General features: G+C 65.0%; 14 protein-coding genes. 10 read left to right on the top strand and 4 right to left on the bottom strand.

The genetic code is table 11. The features are described 5' to 3' along the window. Positions 1-230 precede the first annotated feature (230 nt). A complete protein-coding gene (locus ACM9LZ_RS16765) occupies positions 231-1325 on the bottom strand; it encodes a DUF3089 domain-containing protein (protein ID WP_416620646.1) in 1095 nt (364 codons plus the stop codon). 427 nt (positions 1326-1752) lie between these two features. Here ACM9LZ_RS16765 and ACM9LZ_RS16760 point away from each other — a divergent pair, with 427 nt between their 5' ends. The 6 genes from ACM9LZ_RS16760 to ACM9LZ_RS16735 all read left to right on the top strand — a co-directional run bounded on the left by ACM9LZ_RS16760 (position 1753) and on the right by ACM9LZ_RS16735 (position 12329). Further along, positions 1753-4197: a TonB-dependent receptor gene (locus tag ACM9LZ_RS16760; protein WP_416620645.1), complete on the top strand. Its 2445-nt coding sequence runs from the start codon at positions 1753-1755 to the stop codon at positions 4195-4197. Between the two features lie 92 nt (positions 4198-4289). Next, positions 4290-5759 (top strand): flavin monoamine oxidase family protein, encoded by a 1470-nt coding sequence (locus tag ACM9LZ_RS16755; RefSeq protein ID WP_416620644.1) that lies wholly within the window; start codon positions 4290-4292, stop codon positions 5757-5759. Positions 5760-5808: 49 nt separating this feature from the next. Further along, positions 5809-7107, top strand: coding sequence for a c-type cytochrome (locus ACM9LZ_RS16750; protein WP_416620643.1), 1299 nt, complete (start codon positions 5809-5811; stop codon positions 7105-7107). Positions 7108-7346: 239 nt separating this feature from the next. Continuing rightward, positions 7347-9395, top strand: coding sequence for a hydantoinase/oxoprolinase family protein (locus ACM9LZ_RS16745; RefSeq protein ID WP_416620642.1), 2049 nt, complete (start codon positions 7347-7349; stop codon positions 9393-9395). 15 nt (positions 9396-9410) lie between these two features. Then, positions 9411-11282, top strand: a complete 1872-nt coding sequence (locus tag ACM9LZ_RS16740; protein ID WP_416620641.1) for a hydantoinase B/oxoprolinase family protein — start codon at positions 9411-9413, stop codon at positions 11280-11282. 168 nt (positions 11283-11450) lie between these two features. Next, entirely contained in the window at positions 11451-12329 is an 879-nt protein-coding gene (locus ACM9LZ_RS16735; protein ID WP_416620640.1) for an alpha/beta hydrolase family protein, read from the top strand. Here the strand turns inward: ACM9LZ_RS16735 and ACM9LZ_RS16730 are convergent. The 3 genes from ACM9LZ_RS16730 to ACM9LZ_RS16720 form a co-directional block, all read right to left on the bottom strand. Further along, positions 12315-12596: a GntR family transcriptional regulator gene (locus ACM9LZ_RS16730; protein ID WP_416620639.1), complete on the bottom strand. Its 282-nt coding sequence runs from the start codon at positions 12594-12596 to the stop codon at positions 12315-12317. The two genes, ACM9LZ_RS16735 and ACM9LZ_RS16730, sit on opposite strands and share 15 nt — an antisense overlap. A gap of 149 nt (positions 12597-12745) precedes the next feature. Further along, positions 12746-13108, bottom strand: coding sequence for a hypothetical protein (locus ACM9LZ_RS16725; RefSeq protein ID WP_416620638.1), 363 nt, complete (start codon positions 13106-13108; stop codon positions 12746-12748). Then, positions 13108-14346, bottom strand: a complete 1239-nt coding sequence (locus ACM9LZ_RS16720) for a class I SAM-dependent methyltransferase (RefSeq protein ID WP_416620637.1) — start codon at positions 14344-14346, stop codon at positions 13108-13110. Before ACM9LZ_RS16720 ends, ACM9LZ_RS16725 begins: the two co-directional genes overlap by 1 nt. 220 nt (positions 14347-14566) lie before the next feature. Here ACM9LZ_RS16720 and ACM9LZ_RS16715 point away from each other — a divergent pair, with 220 nt between their 5' ends. From ACM9LZ_RS16715 to ACM9LZ_RS16700, 4 genes are all read left to right on the top strand, one after another. After that, complete coding sequence (locus ACM9LZ_RS16715) at positions 14567-15589, top strand: DUF1838 family protein (protein ID WP_416620636.1); 1023 nt, start codon at positions 14567-14569, stop codon at positions 15587-15589. A gap of 96 nt (positions 15590-15685) precedes the next feature. Next, on the top strand, positions 15686-17038 hold the full coding sequence (locus ACM9LZ_RS16710) for an MFS transporter (RefSeq protein ID WP_416620635.1): 1353 nt from the start codon (positions 15686-15688) through the stop codon (positions 17036-17038). 15 nt (positions 17039-17053) lie between these two features. Then, a complete protein-coding gene (locus ACM9LZ_RS16705; protein WP_416620634.1) occupies positions 17054-18277 on the top strand; it encodes an MFS transporter in 1224 nt (407 codons plus the stop codon). 105 nt (positions 18278-18382) lie between these two features. Next, entirely contained in the window at positions 18383-19963 is a 1581-nt protein-coding gene (locus tag ACM9LZ_RS16700; protein ID WP_416620633.1) for an FAD-binding oxidoreductase, read from the top strand. Positions 19964-20051: the final 88 nt, after the last annotated feature.

Here is a 20051-nt window from a genome sequence, read left to right as displayed (position 1 = left end):
TCTGATCGCAACCGGTCACCGGGTTTCAGGCCCCGGCATCCACATCAGCAGGCACAACTGCGCGCCAACCGGCATTATACTATTTTGCGGTGACCAGAACCTATTGGTTCTGATCACTGCCCTCAATCGCCGGCGCCAACATTCGTTGGCTTGGCTACGCCGCACGAGCGGCGCGGCGGCGGTCGCCGCCGAACCAACTTGCGATGAGTTCTACTCATCGCAAGTTGGTATTACTGTCTGGCCGCCTTCAGGAAGGCATCGATCCGCAGCCGCGCATTGGTCCGGATGTCGGCATAGAACAGACCATAATCATGGTAATGCATGCTGCCGCCGGGCAGGGGTGTCAGATCCAGCCCCGCCGCCGGTTCCACCACCAGGAAGCCGTTCACGCAGCGGGCCGCCACCGCACCGGGCTGCGTCGCCTGCATCGCGCCCTCGCCCGGTGCGCCGGGGACGGCGCCCAGCGCCTGGTCGGCTGTCGTTTCCGGCTTGCCGCGGTCGAAGCTGACGGGGTTGATGCACAGGATGCGCTTGCCTGGATCGTCGCCGTACCACTCCACATAGCGCCGTTCGCCGGCGGCGGAAACCATGGGGATATCCGTTTGCGCCAGCGTGGCGTTCCAGCCGACGACACAACCGGTTTGCGCGGGTGTGTCGCAGGCGGTCAGGCTCTTGTATGTCTTGCCGAAATCGCCTTCGGACAGGTTCACGCCGACCACATAGGCCGCGACCATGCGCCGGGCCAGTTCCGTCCCGTCGATGCGGCGTTCCAGCAGCACCATCAGATGGCGCGCACCCTGGCTGTGGCCGGCCAGGATGAAGGGACGGCCCTTGTTGTCATGCTTCAGGTAGTGGTCGAAGGCGCGTTCAACGTCGGTATAGGCCAGATCGAACGCGCGGCCCCCGTCACCGTCCATGGCCATGAAGGACAGGGTTGAACCCTGGCGGTAGCGAGGGGCGTAGATGCGGCAGCAGCCGTTGAACACGCCAGCCTGCCGGGCGATGACGCTGGCGTCTGTCCAGGCGTTGGTCGCCGTGTCGGCGATGTCCTGGTTCCAGCTTCCCTTGCTGCGGTAAGTGGTGGGGTGGACATAGAAGACATCAACCGCTGCGTCCGACGGGGCAGCCTCCGCGCCCGGCGGGCGGATACTGCTTGCTCCGGGGGCACCGGCCCGCGCGGCCCATGCCTCCGGCCTGGCATAGTCCGGTGCCGGCGGTGGTGTCTGATCGGCGAAGGATGGTGGCGTGCCCCCGGTCGCCAATGCGACCGTGCTGGTACCGGACAGCAGGATGGCGGCCATCAGCAGAGATGCGATCTGTTTCATGCTTTCCCCAACGGATCGGTAAGCATCGACCATATCCCGCTACATGCCAAGTGCTGCCCGGCTCGTCGTGGCATTGTCCGCTTGATGGACAAAAGGATACAAGGTGGGGCAGGTGGCAACGGCCGTGTGGCTGTCGGCGACAAACCAGCGGAAATGCTTTTAATTCTGGCCCGCCTCCGGTCTTTCCGGGGGCGGGCCTTTCGTTATCCGTCTGGTGGACAGCGCAGGCGGGGAGGTTGAGGAAAGTTCGTCAAAGGAATTAGCTGACCGTGCTGGCAACATTCCGGCTAGCAGGCTGAGCGCGTCGAACCATGGGTTGCGTCCAAGTAACCCGACATGTCACCGAAATAATGCGCAGCCGCCAAAAACGGGAACTTGGCGCCGGACAGTAAGCCTATCGAATGATCGAAGAATGTAAGGGGGCTTCATGTATCGTTCCAAGTTTATCGCCTTGACCACGTCCGCGATGGTCGGTGCGTTCGCCGCTTCGGCTGTGGTTCCGGCTGCACTGGCTGCTGATGGCAATCTGGTGCTCGAAGAGATCATCGTCACCGCCCGTAAGCGCCGCGAGGATGTGCAGACCGTTCCCATTGCCATCCAGGCCTATTCCTCCGAGGATCTGGCCGAACGCAATATCACCAGTCTGACCGATCTCGGCAATTCCACGCCGGGCATCACGGTCAGCACGATCACGGGCGGCACCTTCACCAACATCTATGTGCGTGGCCTGGCGCCGGCGAACTCGTCCAACGATCTGAACGTCGAAGCCAATGTCGGCCTGTTCATTGATGGCATCTATCAGACCAGCCGTAACACGGCCGACATCCTCCAGGTGGTCGAGATCGGCCAGCTCGACGTCGTGAAGGGGCCGCAGAGCGCGCTTTACGGCCGTTCCACCTTCGCGGGTGCCGTCGGCATCACCACGGCCCGCCCGGCCCGCCAGGCGGAAGGCACGGCCTCCGTCACGATGGGCACGGATAAGGATTACCGGGGCCGCGTGTCGCTCTCCAAGCCGATCATCGAGGATAAGCTCTACGCCAGCATCGCGGCGGCCTATTCCACCTTCGACGGCACGTTCAAGAACCAGAACGATCCGTCGGACAATCTGGGTGGTTATGAGAAGCGCGGCGCGTCCATCGCGTTGGAATTCCTGCCGACCGACCGGCTGACGGCCACGCTGACCGGCTTTGCGACCAAGTCGACGATCGAAAATACAGGCATGTCGCTGAACCCGATCGAAAGCCATAATTGCGGTGCCTTCAACGCCCAGAGCCAAGCCTACATGCTCTATTGCGGGTCTGTGCCGGAAGGCATGCCCATTGACCTGACGAAGGGTATCCCGGAGGCCACCTCCCGTTCCCGTCAGGCGGCCCTGGAACTGGAGTACGAGTTCGATAGTTTCTCCATCGTCAGCGTCAGCGGCATTACCAGCTCTGCCGTGACCGCCACCAACGATTATGACGTGACCGGCAATGGCAGCCTGTTCGGGGTCTGCACCGTGGGTTCCACCTGCGGGGCGACGACGGGCACCTACACGCGCACCGTGCGCGCCAATTCCACCCTTCTGAACAACGAGCAGGTGGTGACGAAGAGCCAGGAACTGCGCATCCAGTCGCCCGACGGCGACCGGTTCCAGTGGCTGGCGGGTGCCTTCTTCTTCCAGTCCAACGTGGAGTCGCAATCACGTGCCGGCACCAGTGCCGCGGGTCTGAACAGCAACGAGCGGCTTGTGCAGATGCTGCCGGGTATGCCGGCCGGAACGGGTGCCATGGCAGGTTTGGCAAACCTGCAACTCGTTCCCGATAGCAACGCCACACAGCTCCTGTCCAGCCTGAACTATCGCCAGAATGTCACGAAGTCGCTGTTCGGTTCGCTCGGCTACGAGGTTGTTGACGGGCTGCGCGTGTCCGCGGAAGGCCGTTACAATATCGATCGCAAGAGCGACCATTGCCTCATCACCTTCTTCGGCGCCTACGGCCCCTGTCCGGGTGCGCAGCCGCTGACGGCAGAGTTCAAGAGCTTCACCCCGCGCTTTACGGTGGATTACAAGGCGACGGAGGATATCTTCCTGTTCGCGTCGGCCGCCAAGGGCGTGCGGTCGGGTGGCTTCAACGCCGTGGGCGGCCTCAGCGCGGCTGAGCTGACCTTCGACGAGGAGGAGAACTGGACCTACGAAGCGGGCGTCAAGTCCTGGCTGTTCGATCGCCGCCTCATGCTGAACGCCTCGGTGTTCCGCGTGGACTGGACGAATTTGCAGATCAGCACCTTCTCCAGCAACCCGGCGGTCGTGCAGGCCATCATCACCAATGTCGGTGAGATGAAGACCAACGGTTTCGAGGCGCAGACCCAGTTCCGGGCCACCGATATCCTGACGCTGGGCGGCGGCGTCACCTATTCGGACCCCAAGTTCGGCAAGGGTGCCTATGATCCGGCCTATTCGGCGCAGTGCGGCAACCCGTCCACGGCATGCGAGATGGTCACTATCCCCGGCCGCGGCATCCAGGCATCAATCGAGGGGCACCGCCCGGCACGCTCGGTCAAGCTTCAGTACAACCTGAATGCCACCGTGGACGTCCCGGTTTCGGCGGATTGGGATCTGAGCGGCCGTGTGGATCTGAATTACATGGGCAAGTCCTACACCAACAGCCTGAACGTCACCAGCTTTGGCGAGCGGACCCTGGCTAACCTGCGGCTGGCCCTGGAAAGCGACCAGTACAGCATCGCTGCCTGGGTGACCAACCTGACGGACGAAAAGTACAACGCCAACGTCATCCAGCAGCCGCGCCTGTACTCTGTCGGTACGCAGCGCGTCATGGAAGTCTATCATGGCGAAGGCCGTCGCCTTGGTCTGACCGCCACGGCGAAGTTCTGACGCATCGGAAGGCTTGCCCGTTCCCCCCGGCCCGCAAGGGTCGGGGGGAACCCGCTTCATCTGGTTTGATCTGGCTGGAAGAACCCTGATCCATGACAGTTACCCACCTTTTCCCCTCCCTGTCCCGTCGCGCCCTGGTCGGCTCGATGCTGGCGGCACCGCTTGTCATCTCGTCGCGCGGCTGGGCCGCAGGGCCGAAGAATGTCGATGTCGTCATTGTCGGCGCCGGCCTTGCCGGCCTGAACGCGGCATCGATGCTGGAGGAACAGGGCCTGACCGTGCAGGTCGTGGAGGCATCGGACCGTGTGGGCGGCCGCCTGCGGACGGCCCGTGTCGATGGTTATCAGTCCGAACTGGGCGGCAGCGAGGTGGGTGCCCTTTACGGCCGGGTGCGGGATGCCTGTGCCCGCCACAATATCGGCCTGACCACCGATGGCGCGAAGGGCACCGATTTCCTGCTGCATGTCGACGGCACCGCCGTCCTGCCGGCCGATTGGGCCGGCTCGTCCGTCAACCAGACCCGCGGCCGCGAGCGGGAATTCCTGCCCTACATCCTGCAAAACCGACTGATGTTCGACTGGCTGCCCTTCAAGCAGACCAATGCCTGGCTCGACCCGGCCAACCTGGCCTATGACGTGTCGGCGGCCGAGCTGATGCGCTCCAAGGGCGTGTCGGAAGCGGCGATCCGTCTGGCCGATATCGACCTGAACGGCGCCAGCCTGGAGGGTGTTTCCGCCCTGTCGATCTTCCGCGACATGGCCCGTGCCCGGGTGGAAGGGTTCAACGACCCCAACAAGCCGCAATATGGCGGGGCCGCCATGGCGGCGGAACGCTCCTATATCGTCGGTGGGTCGGACGTGCTGCCCACCGCCATGGCCGCGGCGCTGAAGAACCCGGTCCGCCTGAACAGCCCTGTCATCGCCATCGACCAGACGGCCGACCAGGCCAAGGTCTTCCTGGCCACAGGTGATGTGCTGACGGCCCGTTTCGTGGTGATGGCGGCCCCGTTCAGCGCCGTCCGCCGCATCCGTTTCACACCCGGCCTGCCGGATGTACAGGCCGATGCCGTGGTCGGCGCGCGCTATTCGGCGACGACACAATTCCATTTCAAGATCACCCGGCCCTATTGGGAGCAGGATGGCCTGCCGCCGTCGATCTGGAGCAACTATGCCTTTGAACGCGCCTTCGCACTGAAAAGCCCGACGACCGGCGCCATCGACACGATGATCGTCTGGGTCAATGGCGACGGCGCCACCCGCTGGGACGATCGCGACACCAACCGGCAGGTGGAACTGGTGCTGGCCGAACTGGCGCGCATCCGGCCATCCATGGCCGGTGCCCTGGAATACAAGGTCGGCTATAGCTGGGGCCGCAACCCGTTCGTGGGCGGCAACAAGCATTTCTATGCACCGGGCCAGGTGAAGCGCTTCGCCGCCGACATGGGTAAGCCCGCCGGCCGTATCCATTTCGCGGGCGAGCATCTGCGCCGCCTGGAACATGGCATGGAAAGCGCCATGGAAACGGGCGAGGCGGCCGCCATGGAGATCCTGGAAAGGATCTGACCGGCCGCTTCCGCCCGCCTCAACAACGATATCCAACAGGGAGCAGGTCATGGACCGGCAAGAAGGCAACAAGCCCAGTGATATCATCCTTGCTTATGCATTTCCCGTGCTGGTCCTGGCGCATGACCTGCTGACCACGTTCCTGTTGCGCGCCGACAAGCTGGCGCCCATCCGCGAACAGTTGCGCGGCTGGCATTATCTGCTGGGCACGGCCCTGTTCATCATCGTGTCGATCCGGCTGTGGCAATGGTTCAAGGGCTGCGCGCCCGGCCCCCAGGCCCCGCTGCCACCGCGTGCGCGAAGCTGGGTGATGGCGGTGGTGAACACCACCTACATCCTGTTCTTCATCGCGCCGCTGCTGGGCGTGCTGGTGGTGTGGAGCCATGGCATGTCCCTGCATTTCGGCCCGATCCCGGTTCCGGCCCTGATGGGGGAGAATAGGGACGTCTGGCTGTTCACGGGCTATTTCCACTCCGGTTCCTCCACCAGCCTGCTGCTGATCAAGCTGACGGCCCTGCTGACGGCCGTGTGGATGCTGTTCCGGCATGGGCGCGGGCTGTTCTCCGCCTTTCCACGGGGTTACGGGCTTTACGCGCTGTTGAGCTTCGCCAGTTCGGTCTTTGCGCTGTCGACCTTCAAATCCTATGACCGCGGGCCGGCGGCTGTCCTGATCTTCCTGGCCATCTGTGGGGCCGTCTGGGGACTGGCCTGGCTGATCCGGCGCGGCCGGACCACGCATGCCACGGGCAGCGAGCCCAAGCGGGGCCTTGTCCCGGCCGTCATCGGCGTCCTGGCCATCGTCACCCTGGGTCTTTACGGTCCCCACATGCTGTTCCGCGTGTCGCCCCTGTCCAAGGGCCATGTCGTGGAAGCGGAGGCGCATATCACCTCACACGAGGCGCCGGTGGTCATCGAGCAACTGCCCCCCGAAACGGATTTCGAGCGCAAGGTGCGGGCTGAGACGTTCAAATGGTGCGTGTTCTGCCATACGATGAAGAAGGATGGCGCGCATCTGGTCGGCCCGAACCTGTATGGCATCATGGGCCAGCGCATCGCGGCCGTGCCCAATTTCCCCTACAACAAGGCGCTGGCGGAACGCGGCCAGGCCGGGGAAATCTGGACCGACGAGGCGATGAGCAGCTTCCTTGCCAATCCGGATGCTTTTGCGCCCGGCACCTCGATGATCATCTCCTCCGGCAACATTACCGACCCGGCGACCCGCCAGGCGCTGATCACCATCCTGAAGCGGGAAACCGGTTCCGCCGCACCTGCACCGGCGCCCGAGGCCGCACCGGCAGAGGACGAGCCGGCCGCCGGGTCGGAGCCGGCGCCGCAACCTGAAGAGTAAGCCTTTACCGGCTGCGACAAGGCAAAAGCCGGGATTGGAGAGTGACTTGTGGCGCGGCCCGTAGCGATGCGGTGCCGCGCCTGGTCGTTCCGGCCTTTGGCAACCCGTGACTGGGTCTCCGGCCCCATCCGCACAGCGGTCAGCCACCTGCCGGCCAAGTGGTCACGCGGCCTTTATCCGCTATCAGCAGGATAGCGAATTGACCGCTTCCAGAAATGGGCCAAGGACGGGAGTTTACCATGGGTTACCGCTTGGGCGTCGATGTGGGGGGCACCTTCACCGACCTGCTGCTGTTCAATGACAAGACGGGGGCCTTCTGGCGGCACAAGACCCCGTCCACGCCGGCCGACAGTTCCGTTGGCATCCTGAACGGCGTCACGGCCATCTGCGAGAAGGCCGGCATCACCCCGGCGGACGTGGAATTCTTCCTGCACGGCACCACGGTTGCCACCAATGCCGTGCTGGAAGGCAAGGGCGCCAAGGTCGGCCTGATCGTCACCGAAGGCTATCGCCAGATCATGCAGATCGCGCGCTCCTTCGTGCCGGGTGGTCTGGCGGGCTGGATCGTCTGGCCGAAGCCGGAACCGCTGGCGAAGCTGGAAGACACGTTCGAGATCAAGGGCCGCATGACCGCCCATGGTGAGGAACTGCGCCCGATCGACGATGCCGATATCCGTGCCGCCCTGGAAAAGCTGAAGGCGCGCGGTGTTGAGGCCGTCACCGTATCCCTGATGAACGCCTATCTGAATGGTGCGCATGAGAAGCGCGTGGGTGAACTGGCGGCAGAAATCCTGCCCGGCGTGCCGGTGTCGCTTTCCCATGAAGTCCTGCCCGAGATGCAGGAATATGAGCGCACGCTGACCACGGTTGCCAATGCCTCGGTCCGCCCCATTGTGGGCCGTTATGTCCGCAACCTGCGGGAAAAGCTGCGCGGCGGCGGTTTTACCGGCAGCCTGTCGCTGCTGCGTTCCGATGGCGGGTTGATGTCGTCGGAAAAGTCGGAAGAACATCCCGTCTCCCTGCTGATGTCCGGCCCGGCCGGCGGCGTGACGGGTGCCCTGTGGGTCGGTGCCAATAGCGGCATCCGTAACATCCTGACCCTGGATGTGGGCGGCACCTCCACCGACGTGGCGCTGATCGAAAACCTGGACCCGCGCCGGGTGCGCACGACGGAGGTTGGCCATCTGGCCGTCCGCGCGTCGTCCCTGGATGTGAAGACGGTGGGTGCCGGTGGCGGCTCCATCGCCTATGTGCCGGAACTGACCAAGGCGCTGCGCGTCGGCCCGCAATCGGCCGGTGCCGTGCCGGGCCCGGTGGCCTATGGCAAGGGCGGCACCTTGCCGACCGTGACCGACGCCAATGTCGTGCTGGGCTACCTGCCCGAAGCGCTGCTGGGTGGCACCTTCAAGCTGGACCGCGAGGGTGCCAAGAAGGCGGTGCAGACCATCGCCGACACGCTGGGCATTGATCTCTATGCCGCCGCCCGCGGCATCATTGATATCGTGAACGAGAACATGTTCGGCGCGCTGCGCATGATCTCCGTTCAGCAGGGTTATGACCCGCGTGACTTTGCCCTGATGGGCTTTGGTGGCGCCGGCCCCTTGCATGTCAATGCCGTGGCGCGTCTGATGGGTTCCTGGCCGGCCGTGTCGCCCGTCTCCCCCGGCGTGCTGTGCGCCCTGGGTGATGCCACGACCCGCATGCGTACCGAGACCGCCCGCTCCTTCTCCCGCCGGTTTGATGAGACGGATGAGGCGGAAGTGCTGGCCGTGCTGGATGCCATGGCCAGGCAGACCCGCGATGAGTTGCGGGCCGAGGGCATCAAGGACGAGGATATCACCAGCCTGTTCGAGATTGATGTGCGCTATGAAGGCCAGGCCTTCGAGGTGCCGCTATCCATCGACCCGGAAACGCTGCATCGCGACGGGCTGGCCGGCGTCACCAAGCGCTTTGACGATGAGCATCACCGCCTGTTCACCTTCAACATGAAGTCCGCGCATGAGTTGGTGAACCTGCGCGCCGTGGCCCTGGGCCCCGTGCTTGACCTGCCGGCGGCCGAACTGCCCGAGGGCAATGGCGATCCGTCAGCGGCCAAGATCCGCGATCATGAATTGTGGATGGACGGCAAGATGGTGCCGGCCGTGATCTATGACCGGTCCAAGCTGAAGGCCGGCGATCTGATCCAGGGCCCCGCCATCGTCATCGAAATGGACAGCACGACGCTGATCGAAGCCGGCTGCGACGGCCTGGTCGACCGCGTTGGCAATATCCTGATCAACCCGCGCTGAAGGGGAGTGTGATCCATGCCCGCACAGATCATCCAGACCAATACCACCCCCTTCAACAAGGTCACCATCGACCCGGTGACGCTTGAGGTTATCGAGAACGCCCTGCGCAATGCCCGTATCGAGATGGATGCCACCCTGGTGCGCACCGCCATGTCGCCCGGCATCCGGGAGCAGGGTGACGCCTTCCCGCTAATCGCCGACCGCACCGGCCAGATGATCGTCGGCCAGTTCGGCTCCTATATCGGTCCCTTCCTGGACGGGTATGAGGGCACGGTGGAGGAGGGCGACATGATCATGTTGTCCGACCCTTACTCCGTCGGCGGCGCCATCAGCCATCTGAATGACTGGCTGGTCCTGCTGCCCGTGTTCAAGGATGGCCGTCTGGTCGCCTATACCTCGATGTTCGGTCACCAGTCCGATATTGGTGGCAAGGTCGTCGGCTCCATGCCCATCGACGCCACCTCCATCTTCGAGGAAGGCGTGCGCATCCCGCCGGTGAAGATCTATAAGAACGGCCTCTATAATGAGGACGTGATCAAGCTGATCATGGCCCAGACCCGCATGCCGGAATGGTGTACGGCCGACCTGAACGCCCTGATCGCGTCTTGCCGCGTCGCCGCGCGCCGCGTGGTGGAAATGTGCGAACGGTTTGGCGACGATGTGTTTGCTGCCGCCACGGACGAGTTGCTGGCCCGCAATTACCGCGCCATGAAGCATCTGATCGCCACCTCCATCAGCGAGGAAAAGGTCAGCTTCGAGGATTATCTCTGCGATGACGGCCTGGGCTTCGGCCCCTACAAGATCCGCTGCACCATGCACCGTGAGGGTGACATCGTGGTGCTGGATTTCGAGGGCACCGACCCGCAGAGCCAGGCCTCGATCAATTTTCTCCTGAATGAGAACATGCTGAAGATGTTCTTCGGCATCTACATGATCATGGTCTTCGATCCGCAGATCCTGTTCAATGACGGCTATTACGATCTGATCCGGGTGAAGATCCCCGAAGGCTCGCTGTTGAAGCCGAAATTCCCGTCGGCGCTTTCGGGCCGCACCCACGCGCTGGGCCGTCTGTTCGACATCATGGGCGGGCTGCTGGGCCAGAAGACGCCGGAATTCCTGAATGCCGCCGGCTTCTCCTCCTCCCCGCATTTGTTCTATTCCGGCTATGACGCCAAGGGCCGCTGGTTCCAACTGTTCCAGATCGGGTTCGGCGGCATCCCCGGACGCCCGCTGGGTGATGGGCCGGACGGGCACTCCCTGTTCCCCGGCTTCACCAATGTGCCCAACGAGTTCCTGGAGCGCTATTTCCCGCTGGTGATCGAGCGGTATGAGACGGTGGCCGACAGTGGCGGTGCCGGCCTGCATCGCGGCGGCAATGGCATCATCATGACCTACCGCTTCCTGGAGCCGGGCGTGATCGCCATCCATGACGACCGCTGGTTTACCTCCCCCTGGGGTGTGAATGGCGGCGAACCCGGTGCGCGGGCCCGCAAGATTCTGGAAAAGCCGGACGGCACCCGGACTGTCGTCGGCAACAAGCTGGAGAACCTGACGGTTGAAGCCGGCGACCAGTTGCACTTCATCACCTGGGGCGGTGGCGGCTGGGGTGACCCGCTGGCTCGCGATCCGAAGCTGCTGGAACTGGAACTGGAACGCGGTCTGGTAACCGTGGAAGGGGCCAAGCGCTACGGGGTGGTGCTGGTTGACGGCAAGGTCGATGTCGATGCCACGCAGACGTTGCGGGAGAAGATGCGGACCGAACGTGGCCCGATCACCGAAATCTTCAACTTCGGTCCCGATATCGAGACGCTGCGCGCCAATAGCCTGGCCGAGACCGGCCTGCCGGCGCCGAAGGCTCCGGTGAAGCCGCGTCACTGGGCGGCGTAAAGCTACCTCCTTTTATCGTCGTCCCCGCGAAAGCGGGGATCCAGCGAGAGCGGCGGTAGCCGCGACATGACTCATATCGGCGCTGATTGTGCCTTAAGCTGGATTCCCGCTTTCGCTGGAATGACGGTAGAGGGTATCCCGAACTCTATCCTCAAACGGAGCCTCTCCATGGCCTTGCTGTCTCGCCGCTTATTGCTGCTGTCCATGGCCGCCACGGCGGCGCTGCCGGCTTTGGCCCAGGGGATTGCTCCCCGTCCGGCCGACCTGACGGTTAAGACCGCCACCGGTCGCGCCGTCGCCATCACTGTCTGGAAAGCCCTGGGCGCGGAGAAGGGCCGTATCCTGTTCTCCCACGGGGCCTTGTCGGCGCCGTGGAAGTACCAGCCCCTGGTTGATGTCTGGACGACGGCCGGCTACAGCGTCCATGCGCCGCTGCATGTGGACAGCACGGACCATCCCGACCGCGACAAGTTCCAGGGCATGGCAAGCTGGCCGGCCCGGATTGAGGATGTGCGGGCGCTGGCCGACCATCTGGGTGGGGATTATATCGCCGCCGGCCATTCCTATGGCGCCCTTGTCGCGCTTTGCCTGGGCGGATCGGCCATCGCCGTGCCGCCGGAGGTGAAAACACCGTTGCGTGATCCGCGCGCCAGGGCGGTGCTGGCCTTCTCCCCGCCGGGGGCCGGCATGGGCTTCATCAATCCGGGGGATTATGCACCGCTCGCCGTGCCGGCCCTGATCCAGACCGGCGACAAGGATATTCCCCCCGGTCCCGGCGGTGACTGGCGCAGCCACCTGCTGCCCTATGAGGAAGCGGCCCCCGGCGGCTATCGCTACGCCCTGGTGCTGGATGGGGTGGACCATTATTTCGGCGGTGGCATCTGCCGGCCGGAACTGCCGGGGCCGGTGCAGGCCGACCAGTTGGCCATCGCGTCGGACCTGTCGGTGCTGTTCATGCGCGCTCATGCCGGCGCTGACAAGGCCGCCCTGCAGGCTTTGACAGGCCGGTTGTCGGAAACCGGCCCGGCCCGCCTAACGGTCAAGTAGGCGGGGACGGCCGCGACGGGCGGGCTTGATCAGCCCGTCCCGGTTCAACAGGGCCAAGGCTGCACTGGCCGTCCCACGGCAAACGCCGTAATGGGCGGCCAGACCCTTTTGCGTGGTCGGCACGCCGCGCCCGGTACTGCCCAGCAATTCCCCGCGCAGCAGCATGTAAAGCCGGTAATAGGCCGGGATCATCATCACGACCTCTGGCACCCCGGCCGGCTGGTCCAGGCTGCGGCGCAGCGTTTGGCTGTCGAGGGAGAGTTGCATGAGCCGTTGAACCTGGATAGGGCGGCCTGTCCCAAGCCATCAGACAAATCCGCCACCCCCTCGGGTAGATGGGGGTGGCGGCAAGGGAGGGAGTGACAGGACCCCGCCGCTCAAGGCCGGGTGGCCATGGCGGCACCACGCGCGGGGTGTCAGGCCCGCGCGATCTCTTCTATGGTGCTGTTGTAGCGTTCCTTCGTATCCGCCTCGGCCGCCTCGCGGGCTTCCTTGCGCATCAGATAGAACAGGCGTTCCAGGAAATCCTGGCGCCAGGCTTCGCGGGCCTCCAGCGCTTCCTGGTCCAGCACCAGCTTTTCGATCCCGTCGGCCAGATCGATGCCCTGGGCCTTGGCCACGCGCTCAATGCTGTCGACGCGGTCGTGCAGCACGGACATCTCGTTGGCCATGACCATGATCATCGAGATGGCCTGATCCAGACCGGGCGCATCATAGAATTGCGGGCGCTTGCCCTTGGCGTCCTTGACGACATGGGGGCGGTCGGCGGTCTTGGTCATCAGGCGGCATCCTTGGTGGCGATGGTCTGGGGCTTCTGGGCGATGAAGACTTCCCAGCCGCCGCCCGGCGCATACTCGCCGGCGGTGAATTCACGTTCGGCCACGGCACTGGCGGCGTCCTGGCTATAGCCGGCGGCTTCGCTGGCGGCGAATTCCATGACGGCCATGGGGGCAGTGTCGAACCTGGCATCGGCCCGGTCGAAACCGGCCTTTTCCGCCAGATCGAACTGGTCCATGTCGCGCATGGCACCCCAGAACGGCTCGTTATTGTACCAGGTCTCGTTATCCAGGATGAATTGGGTGAACGGGTCCATCAGGTCGAACGGCGGCAGATCGGCATGGATCATCAGCCCGCCCGGTGCCAGCAGCCGATGGCATTCCTTGAAGATGCGCGGCATGGCCTTGGCCGATGTCTCGTGCAACAGGATATGGCTGACCACCAGATCGAAATGCCCGTCGGGGAAGCGCGTCTCTTCCGCGTTCATCTGCGCGAAATTGACCTCCAGCCCCAACCCTGCCGCGCGGGCATGGGCATAGCGCACGCAAGGGCCCCCGACATCGATGCCCCAGACTTCGGCATCGGGGAACAATTCCTTATAGGGCAGGGTGGCATGGCCGACGGTGCAGCCCATGTCCAGGATGCGCTTGGGCTTGAAGTCCGGCATCCGGCGCTTCAGGTAATTACAGACCGACCGGCCCATATCGTCATTCAGCGGCCCCATGTAGCCCATGGCGTACAAATACACGCCCCGGTCATACAGGGCGCCGGCGCTGATGTCGTTCTCGGCAACCTCGGTGGCATAACCGCCGGGCATGCAATGGATATCCAGCGCCGTGATATAGCGCGGCACCTCGAAATTCTCCGGAATGTCGAGCTTGGCCTTGGTCTTGGCCGACAGTTCCGCCGCCTTCTCGATCAGTTCCGGCAATTCCCGGTCCACCGACAGGTTGGTGGCTTCCCACAGCAATTCCTGCGCGATACGGTTGGCGGCGGCGTAATGCTGGAAATAAAGATCGCGGACCATGCCGGCGCGGATATCGCGGCGGTCGGCCGGCGCGCGACCATGCTCGCGCTCAAAGGCCGGGGCCACCCGGTTCTTATAGATCGGGGTCAGGCCCGGCAGCAGTTTCTGCTGGATGAAGCCCTTGAAGCTCTTGGTGAACTCCTGGCGAGCCGCCTCGTCATGCGTCTGGCTTGGCAGTGCTGGATGGGGCTGTTGCTGGAACGTGTTCAACATGGGCCTTACCCGTTCGCGGTTGAGGTTGCCTTGGCCCTCATTGAAGGGCCGGAAGGGGGGTGGGGCAAAGGTGCCCGCACGCCTATGACCACCTAGTGGATGTAACCGGCCTTGACCATTTCCCGGCCGAACGCTTCCGCGTCACAGTCGCTCCCGCAAACAGACGAACGGGTGCCCGACCAGTGGTGCCCGGTGGACCGGAACCATGGGAGAACGGGATATGAGCGGACCAGAATTGACGCGGCGCCAGAGCTTTGGCCTCGCCGCTGCGGCAGCAACGGTGGGCGCCGTCGGCATTGGGGCCGGCGTGGCCCGGGCCGCGGTGCCGTCCTTCCAGACCAAGATCGACTTCAAGGACCCGAAATGGAACCGGGATGCCTATATCCGCCTGGACGCGGATATCGACCCGACCAAGGAGAAGATCGGCTGGTTCCGCGGCAATGTCTATGGCGTGCGTGACAACGAGCCCGTGCGCACCCTGTTCATTCTGGACGGGTTCAGCTTCGTGCGCACCAAGCGGCTGGAAGACGGTTCCTATCGCCGCATGCTGCGCGAGATCGGTTTCTACCGGGATGCCAAGACCGGGGAGATCATGAAGACCTGGCACAATCCTTATACCAACGAGGATGTGCGCGTCGTTCCCATCGCCAACGACCCCTACAATTACACGATCGGCGAGTTCCGCCCGCAGCCGCCTTCCTATGGCGGGCTGAACAAGGACAAGCCGCCGCCGGAGCCGTTCCTGCTGGACTGGCGCCATGGCCCGGATGACACGGTGATCCTGACCACCGACATCCACCTGTTCTATCCCAACGCCCTGCAGCCCGACAAATGGGTCCGCGAATCCGCCGGTGCCTTCAACCGGGTGTCGGAACTGTTCACCTATGTGGTCAAGCGCAAGGATCTGGAAAATCCGAAGGCAACCCATGTGAAATGCGTGGGGTCGTGGTCGCGCATCACGCCCTGGCTGCCCTGGATGCTGATGGGCCAGGCACCGGGCCATATCTCCTATTTCTGTAGCTTCGGCGCCTATGACAGCGTCGACGAAATTCCGGCGGACATGCGGGAGGCCGCCCGCGCCATGGATCCGAAATGGCTGGCCGCCCCGACGGAGGATTATGGCCCGTCCCTGTCCAGCATCGAGAACTATGCGCGCGAACAGACTCCGGCCCCGGTTCCGGCCGGCTGGACCCCGCCGCAGCCCCCGCCGCCGCGCACCCTGCCGCCGGCCGCGGCAAAGTAAGCGGATGAACGGGCGGGCGGGCGCGAGGGTGCCCGCCCGCCTTTTTTGTTGCCGATAAACAGTACCGTTTCCAAGGATCGCCCCGGGGGATCGCCGATGACCGCCACCGTTACCCAAGCGCCCCCGCCGACCGCCGGTCATCTCGGTCTCTTGTCCCAGGTCGGCTATGGCGCCGGGCAGGTGGCGGGGCAGGTGTTCCGCGACGTGCCGTCGCTGCTGTTGCTGTTCTTCATGACGACGGTGCTGGGGATCGAGCCGGCATTGGCCGGTGTGGCCATCTTCGTGCCCAAGCTGGTCTGGGGCGTGGGGTGCGACATGCTGGTCGGCATCCTGTCCGACCGCTGGAAGCATCGCATCAATCGCCGCTGGTGGCTGCTGGCGGGGGCGCTCTGTTCCCCGGTTGCCTTCCTGCTGCTGTTCCATGTGCCGGCCGATCTGTCCACGAATGGCCGCGTCATCTATGTGGCGGGTGCCTTCAGCCTCTATATGGCGGTTTTCGCCACCTTCTCCGTGCCTTATCTGGCCATCGCGGGGGAATTGTCGGACGACCCGCACCAGCGCACGGTTCTCATGGCCTGGCGGCTGGTCTTCACGGCGGCGGGCGTGCTGGTGGGGGGCGCGCTGGCGCCGGCCGTGGTGCAGTATCTGGGTGGTGGCCAGGCGGGGTACGAGGGGATGGCCCGCGTGCTGGCCGTGATCTGCCCCCTTTCCCTGCTGATCGCCTTTTTCGGCGCTGGCCGTGCCGCGCGGCAGGCGGGACGCGCCCCGGCCGCCCCGGCCCTGCACAGGCTGACGCCGCGCGCCGCCTTGCGTGTGCTGGCCGCACCGCGCTTTTCGGTGCTGCTGACCTCCAATCTGCTGCAACTGACGGGTTCGGGCATGGCCTATGCCGCCATGCTCTATTTCCTGACCTACAACATGGCGCAGGGGGCGGGGGCGCTTCAGCTTATCGGCGGCCTGATCATGGCGGCCTGCGCCGGCATCATCGTGGCCCAGCCGCTGTGGGTGGCCGTGGCCAGGCGGGTTGGCAAGAAGCCGGTCTATGTCCTGTCAGCCATCGGGTACGGCCTCAGCTATATCACCTGGTCGCTCAGCGCCGATGCCGGCATCCCGGTCGCCTATACGCTGTGCTTCATCGCGGCCATTTTCAATTCCGGCTGGGCACTGCTCAGCTTCTCCATGATGTCTGACATCGCGGGCGAGGACCGGGCCCATGCCGGGCTCTACTCCGCAGCCTGGATCGCGGTGGACAAGATCGGCTTTGCGCTGGGCGGCACCCTGCTGGTCGGCATCGTGCTGTCGCTGTTCGGCTTCGATGTGGGCCGGTCGATGGCGGGCCTGCCCCAGGCGCCGCAGGCGATGACAGGCGTGATGCTGGCATTCGGGGTGCTGCCGGGTCTATTCAATCTCACGGCCGCCGCCCTTTATGCGCGTTTCGGCCGGCATTGACGTGAAGGTGTGACGATGGGTCAGGTTGAGGAGTTCCGCCGCGGCTGGCGGCTGGTGCTGGCGGCGGCAACGGGGGTGGGGCTGGGGATCACGGGTCTGACCTTCTACACGCTGGGCATCTTCATCGGCCCGCTGACCCAGGAATTCGGCTGGTCGCGCACGTCGCTGGCCAGCGCCACCATCCTGACCACGCTGACCACCCTGCTGCTGGGGCCGCTGGTCGGGCGGCTGGCCGACCGGTTTGGCGGGCGCCGCGTGGGGCTGGCCGGTCTGGTGGGCCTGTCCGCCGGCCTGGCGGGGCTCAGCCTGATCGGCGCGCAGCTCTGGACTTTTTATCTGGCCTTCGGCATCGCCATGGTGCTGGGGGCGGGCACATTGCCCATCGTCTGGACCCGCGCTGTCAATGCCGGGTTCGACAAGGCGCGCGGTCTGGCCCTGGGTTTAACCCTGACGGGCACGGGCGTGTGCGCCATCCTGGCCCCACCCTATACCCAATGGCTGATCGCCGAGCATGGCTGGCGCACCGCCTATCTGGGGCAGGCGGTGCTGGTTCTGGCGCTGGGCGTGCCCGTTGTCTGGCTGCTGTTCCATGAAGGGGGCGGGAAGGGGGCCGCCGGACCGGCCGGTGCCGGTGCCCCCGCACAGCCCGGCTTCACGGCGCGTCAGGCCCGTGGCATGCGCCAGTTCTGGATGCTGGGCGTCGGCTTTCTTTTCGCATCCTTTGCCGTCTCCGCGCTGATCGTGCATCTGGTTTCAATCCTGTCGGGCCGTGGGCTGGACCGGGACACGGCAGTGTGGGTCACCAGCTTGCTGGGCTTTGCCATCATCGCCGGGCGGCTGGGCATCGGTGTCCTGGTCGACCGGTTCTATGGGCCGGCCGTGGCGTTCCTGGTGCTGCTGGTGGCGGGGCTGGCATGCGGCCTGCTGCTCGTGGGGGGCGGTGGGGTGGCGCTGGCCATCGTCGCTGTCGTCCTGATCGGACTGGCGGCCGGGGCGGAGGTCGATCTGGTCGCCTATCTGGCCAGCCGCTATTTCGGCCTGCGGGCCTATGGCGAGATCTATGGCTGGCAACTGGGCTTTTTCGCCCTGGGCGCCGGCCTGGGACCGATGGGTGTCGGCCGGCTCTATGACGCCACGGGCTCCTATACGGCCGGCCTGCTGGCCGCCGGGGTGGGCTTCCTGGTGGGGGCTGCACTGATCGGTCTGATGGGGCGCTATCCGGAACGGTTCCAGGATTGACGCTGTCCGCTGGCCGGACAGCCCGCATGTCCGTCCGCTTGCCCCATGGCCGATCCTGGCAATCTGGCGCCCGCGACGCCCTTTTTGCCAGGAAAGCCCCCAACCATGCCGGACACCAACGCCACCGCCGCCGACCTTCTGCCGCAACTGCGCGATGTGCTGGGTGACGATGCCGTCCTGACGGATGCCGATACGCTGGCCTTCCATGGCCAGGATGTCCACTCCGTCGGCGCGCCGCTGCGGGCCGTCATCCGTCCGGCCACGCGCGACGGGCTGCTGGCGGCGCTGCCGCTGCTGCACCGGGCCGGCGTGGCCGTTGTGCCCCGTGGCGGCGGCATGTCCTATTCCAACGGCTATCTGGCGGACCGGCCGGGTGCGGTGCTGGTGGATACCGGTGCGCTGGACCGGATCGTGGAGATCAACGCCACCGACATGTATGTCGTGGTGGAGGCCGGCATCACCTGGGCGGCGCTGGATGCGGCCTTGGCGCCACTGGGCCTGCGTACCCCCTTCTGGGGACCGTTTTCCGGCATCCGGGCGACCGTGGGCGGCACCATGTCGCAGAATGCGGTGACCTATGGCACGGGCGTGTTCGGCACGGCGGTGGACAGTCTGCTGGGGCTGGAAGTGGCGCTGGCCGACGGGTCCACGCTGCGCACCGGGTCGTGGGCGCAGGATAACGGTGTGCCCTTCTTCCGCCATTACGGGCCGGACCTGACGGGCCTGTTCGGCGGAGATGCCGGGGCCTTTGGCATCAAGATGGCTGTCGCCCTGCGCCTGGTCCGCCGCCGGCCCGTCACAACGGGCGTTTCCTTCGGTTTCCAGACCTTCGAGGAGATGCTGGGGGCCATGGCCGCCGTGGCGCGCGAAGGCGTGGCGTCGGAGGCGTTCGGCCTGGACCCGTTCCTGCAAAAGCAGCGCCTGGGCATGGGCGACCTGAAATCCGACCTGAAGATGCTGCTGGCCGTCGGCCGGGCCGGACGCGGGCCGCTGGAATCGCTGGTGCAGATGGCTCGCATCGTCATCGCCGGCCGCGGGTTCCTGGACAAGATCAACTATTCCGCCCATTACACGGTCGATGCCTTCGACAAGGACGAGGAACGGTCGATGCTGCGCCGCATCCGCAGCGCTGCCACCCCCTTCGGCAAGGAGATCGAGAATTCCATGCCGACCCTGGTCCGGGCCTATCCGTTCCCGCCGCTGAACCATATCCTGGGGCCGAAGGGGGAGCGCTGGGTACCTGTCCACGGCATCCTGCCCTTCAGCCGCGTCGCCGCCTTCCGGGCCGACCTGGAAGCGCTTTATGCCGGGCATGCGGCGGCGATGGAAAGGCATGGGATCAAGGCCGCGGCCATGTTCTCCACGATCGCCACCAACGGCTTTCTCTATGAGCTGGCTTTCTATTGGGAGGATGAGCGGGCGGCGTTCCATGACCGCATCCTGGAGCCCTCGGCCGCGGCAAGCCTGCCACGCTATCCCGCCAATCCGGAAGGGGCGGACCTGATGCGCCGTTTGAAGGCCGAATGCGTGGCGCTCTACAACCGCCATGGTGCCGCCCACCTGCAGGTGGGCCGGCTCTATCCCGTGACCGGGCGGATGAACCCGGCGGGCCGCGATCTGCTGGGCGGCATCAAGTCCCATCTGGACGGGCAGGGGACGATGAACCCGGGTGCGCTGGGGTTCTGACGCCGATGGGTGGGGCGGGTGACTGATACTGCTTTGCGGTGATCAGAACCTGTTGGCTCTGATCACCGGCCTCAAGCGCCAGCGCCGC

This window comes from Niveispirillum fermenti (assembly GCF_048066175.1).
In the GTDB taxonomy this organism is placed as follows: domain Bacteria; phylum Pseudomonadota; class Alphaproteobacteria; order Azospirillales; family Azospirillaceae; genus Niveispirillum; species Niveispirillum fermenti.
This window is presented reverse-complemented; position numbering and strand designations above follow the sequence as displayed.

Excerpts from the sequence above, each read along its gene's own strand:
- ACM9LZ_RS16765 (WP_416620646.1), bottom strand. The coding sequence starts at position 1,325 with ATGAAACAGATCGCATCTCTGCTGATGGCCGCCATCCTGCTGTCCGGT.
- ACM9LZ_RS16760 (WP_416620645.1), top strand. The coding sequence starts at position 1,753 with ATGTATCGTTCCAAGTTTATCGCCTTGACCACGTCCGCGATGGTCGGT.
- ACM9LZ_RS16755 (WP_416620644.1), top strand. The coding sequence starts at position 4,290 with ATGACAGTTACCCACCTTTTCCCCTCCCTGTCCCGTCGCGCCCTGGTC.
- ACM9LZ_RS16750 (WP_416620643.1), top strand. The coding sequence starts at position 5,809 with ATGGACCGGCAAGAAGGCAACAAGCCCAGTGATATCATCCTTGCTTAT.
- ACM9LZ_RS16745 (WP_416620642.1), top strand. The coding sequence starts at position 7,347 with ATGGGTTACCGCTTGGGCGTCGATGTGGGGGGCACCTTCACCGACCTG.
- ACM9LZ_RS16740 (WP_416620641.1), top strand. The coding sequence starts at position 9,411 with ATGCCCGCACAGATCATCCAGACCAATACCACCCCCTTCAACAAGGTC.
- ACM9LZ_RS16735 (WP_416620640.1), top strand. The coding sequence starts at position 11,451 with ATGGCCTTGCTGTCTCGCCGCTTATTGCTGCTGTCCATGGCCGCCACG.
- ACM9LZ_RS16730 (WP_416620639.1), bottom strand. The coding sequence starts at position 12,596 with ATGCAACTCTCCCTCGACAGCCAAACGCTGCGCCGCAGCCTGGACCAG.
- ACM9LZ_RS16725 (WP_416620638.1), bottom strand. The coding sequence starts at position 13,108 with ATGACCAAGACCGCCGACCGCCCCCATGTCGTCAAGGACGCCAAGGGC.
- ACM9LZ_RS16720 (WP_416620637.1), bottom strand. The coding sequence starts at position 14,346 with ATGTTGAACACGTTCCAGCAACAGCCCCATCCAGCACTGCCAAGCCAG.
- ACM9LZ_RS16715 (WP_416620636.1), top strand. The coding sequence starts at position 14,567 with ATGAGCGGACCAGAATTGACGCGGCGCCAGAGCTTTGGCCTCGCCGCT.
- ACM9LZ_RS16710 (WP_416620635.1), top strand. The coding sequence starts at position 15,686 with ATGACCGCCACCGTTACCCAAGCGCCCCCGCCGACCGCCGGTCATCTC.
- ACM9LZ_RS16705 (WP_416620634.1), top strand. The coding sequence starts at position 17,054 with ATGGGTCAGGTTGAGGAGTTCCGCCGCGGCTGGCGGCTGGTGCTGGCG.
- ACM9LZ_RS16700 (WP_416620633.1), top strand. The coding sequence starts at position 18,383 with ATGCCGGACACCAACGCCACCGCCGCCGACCTTCTGCCGCAACTGCGC.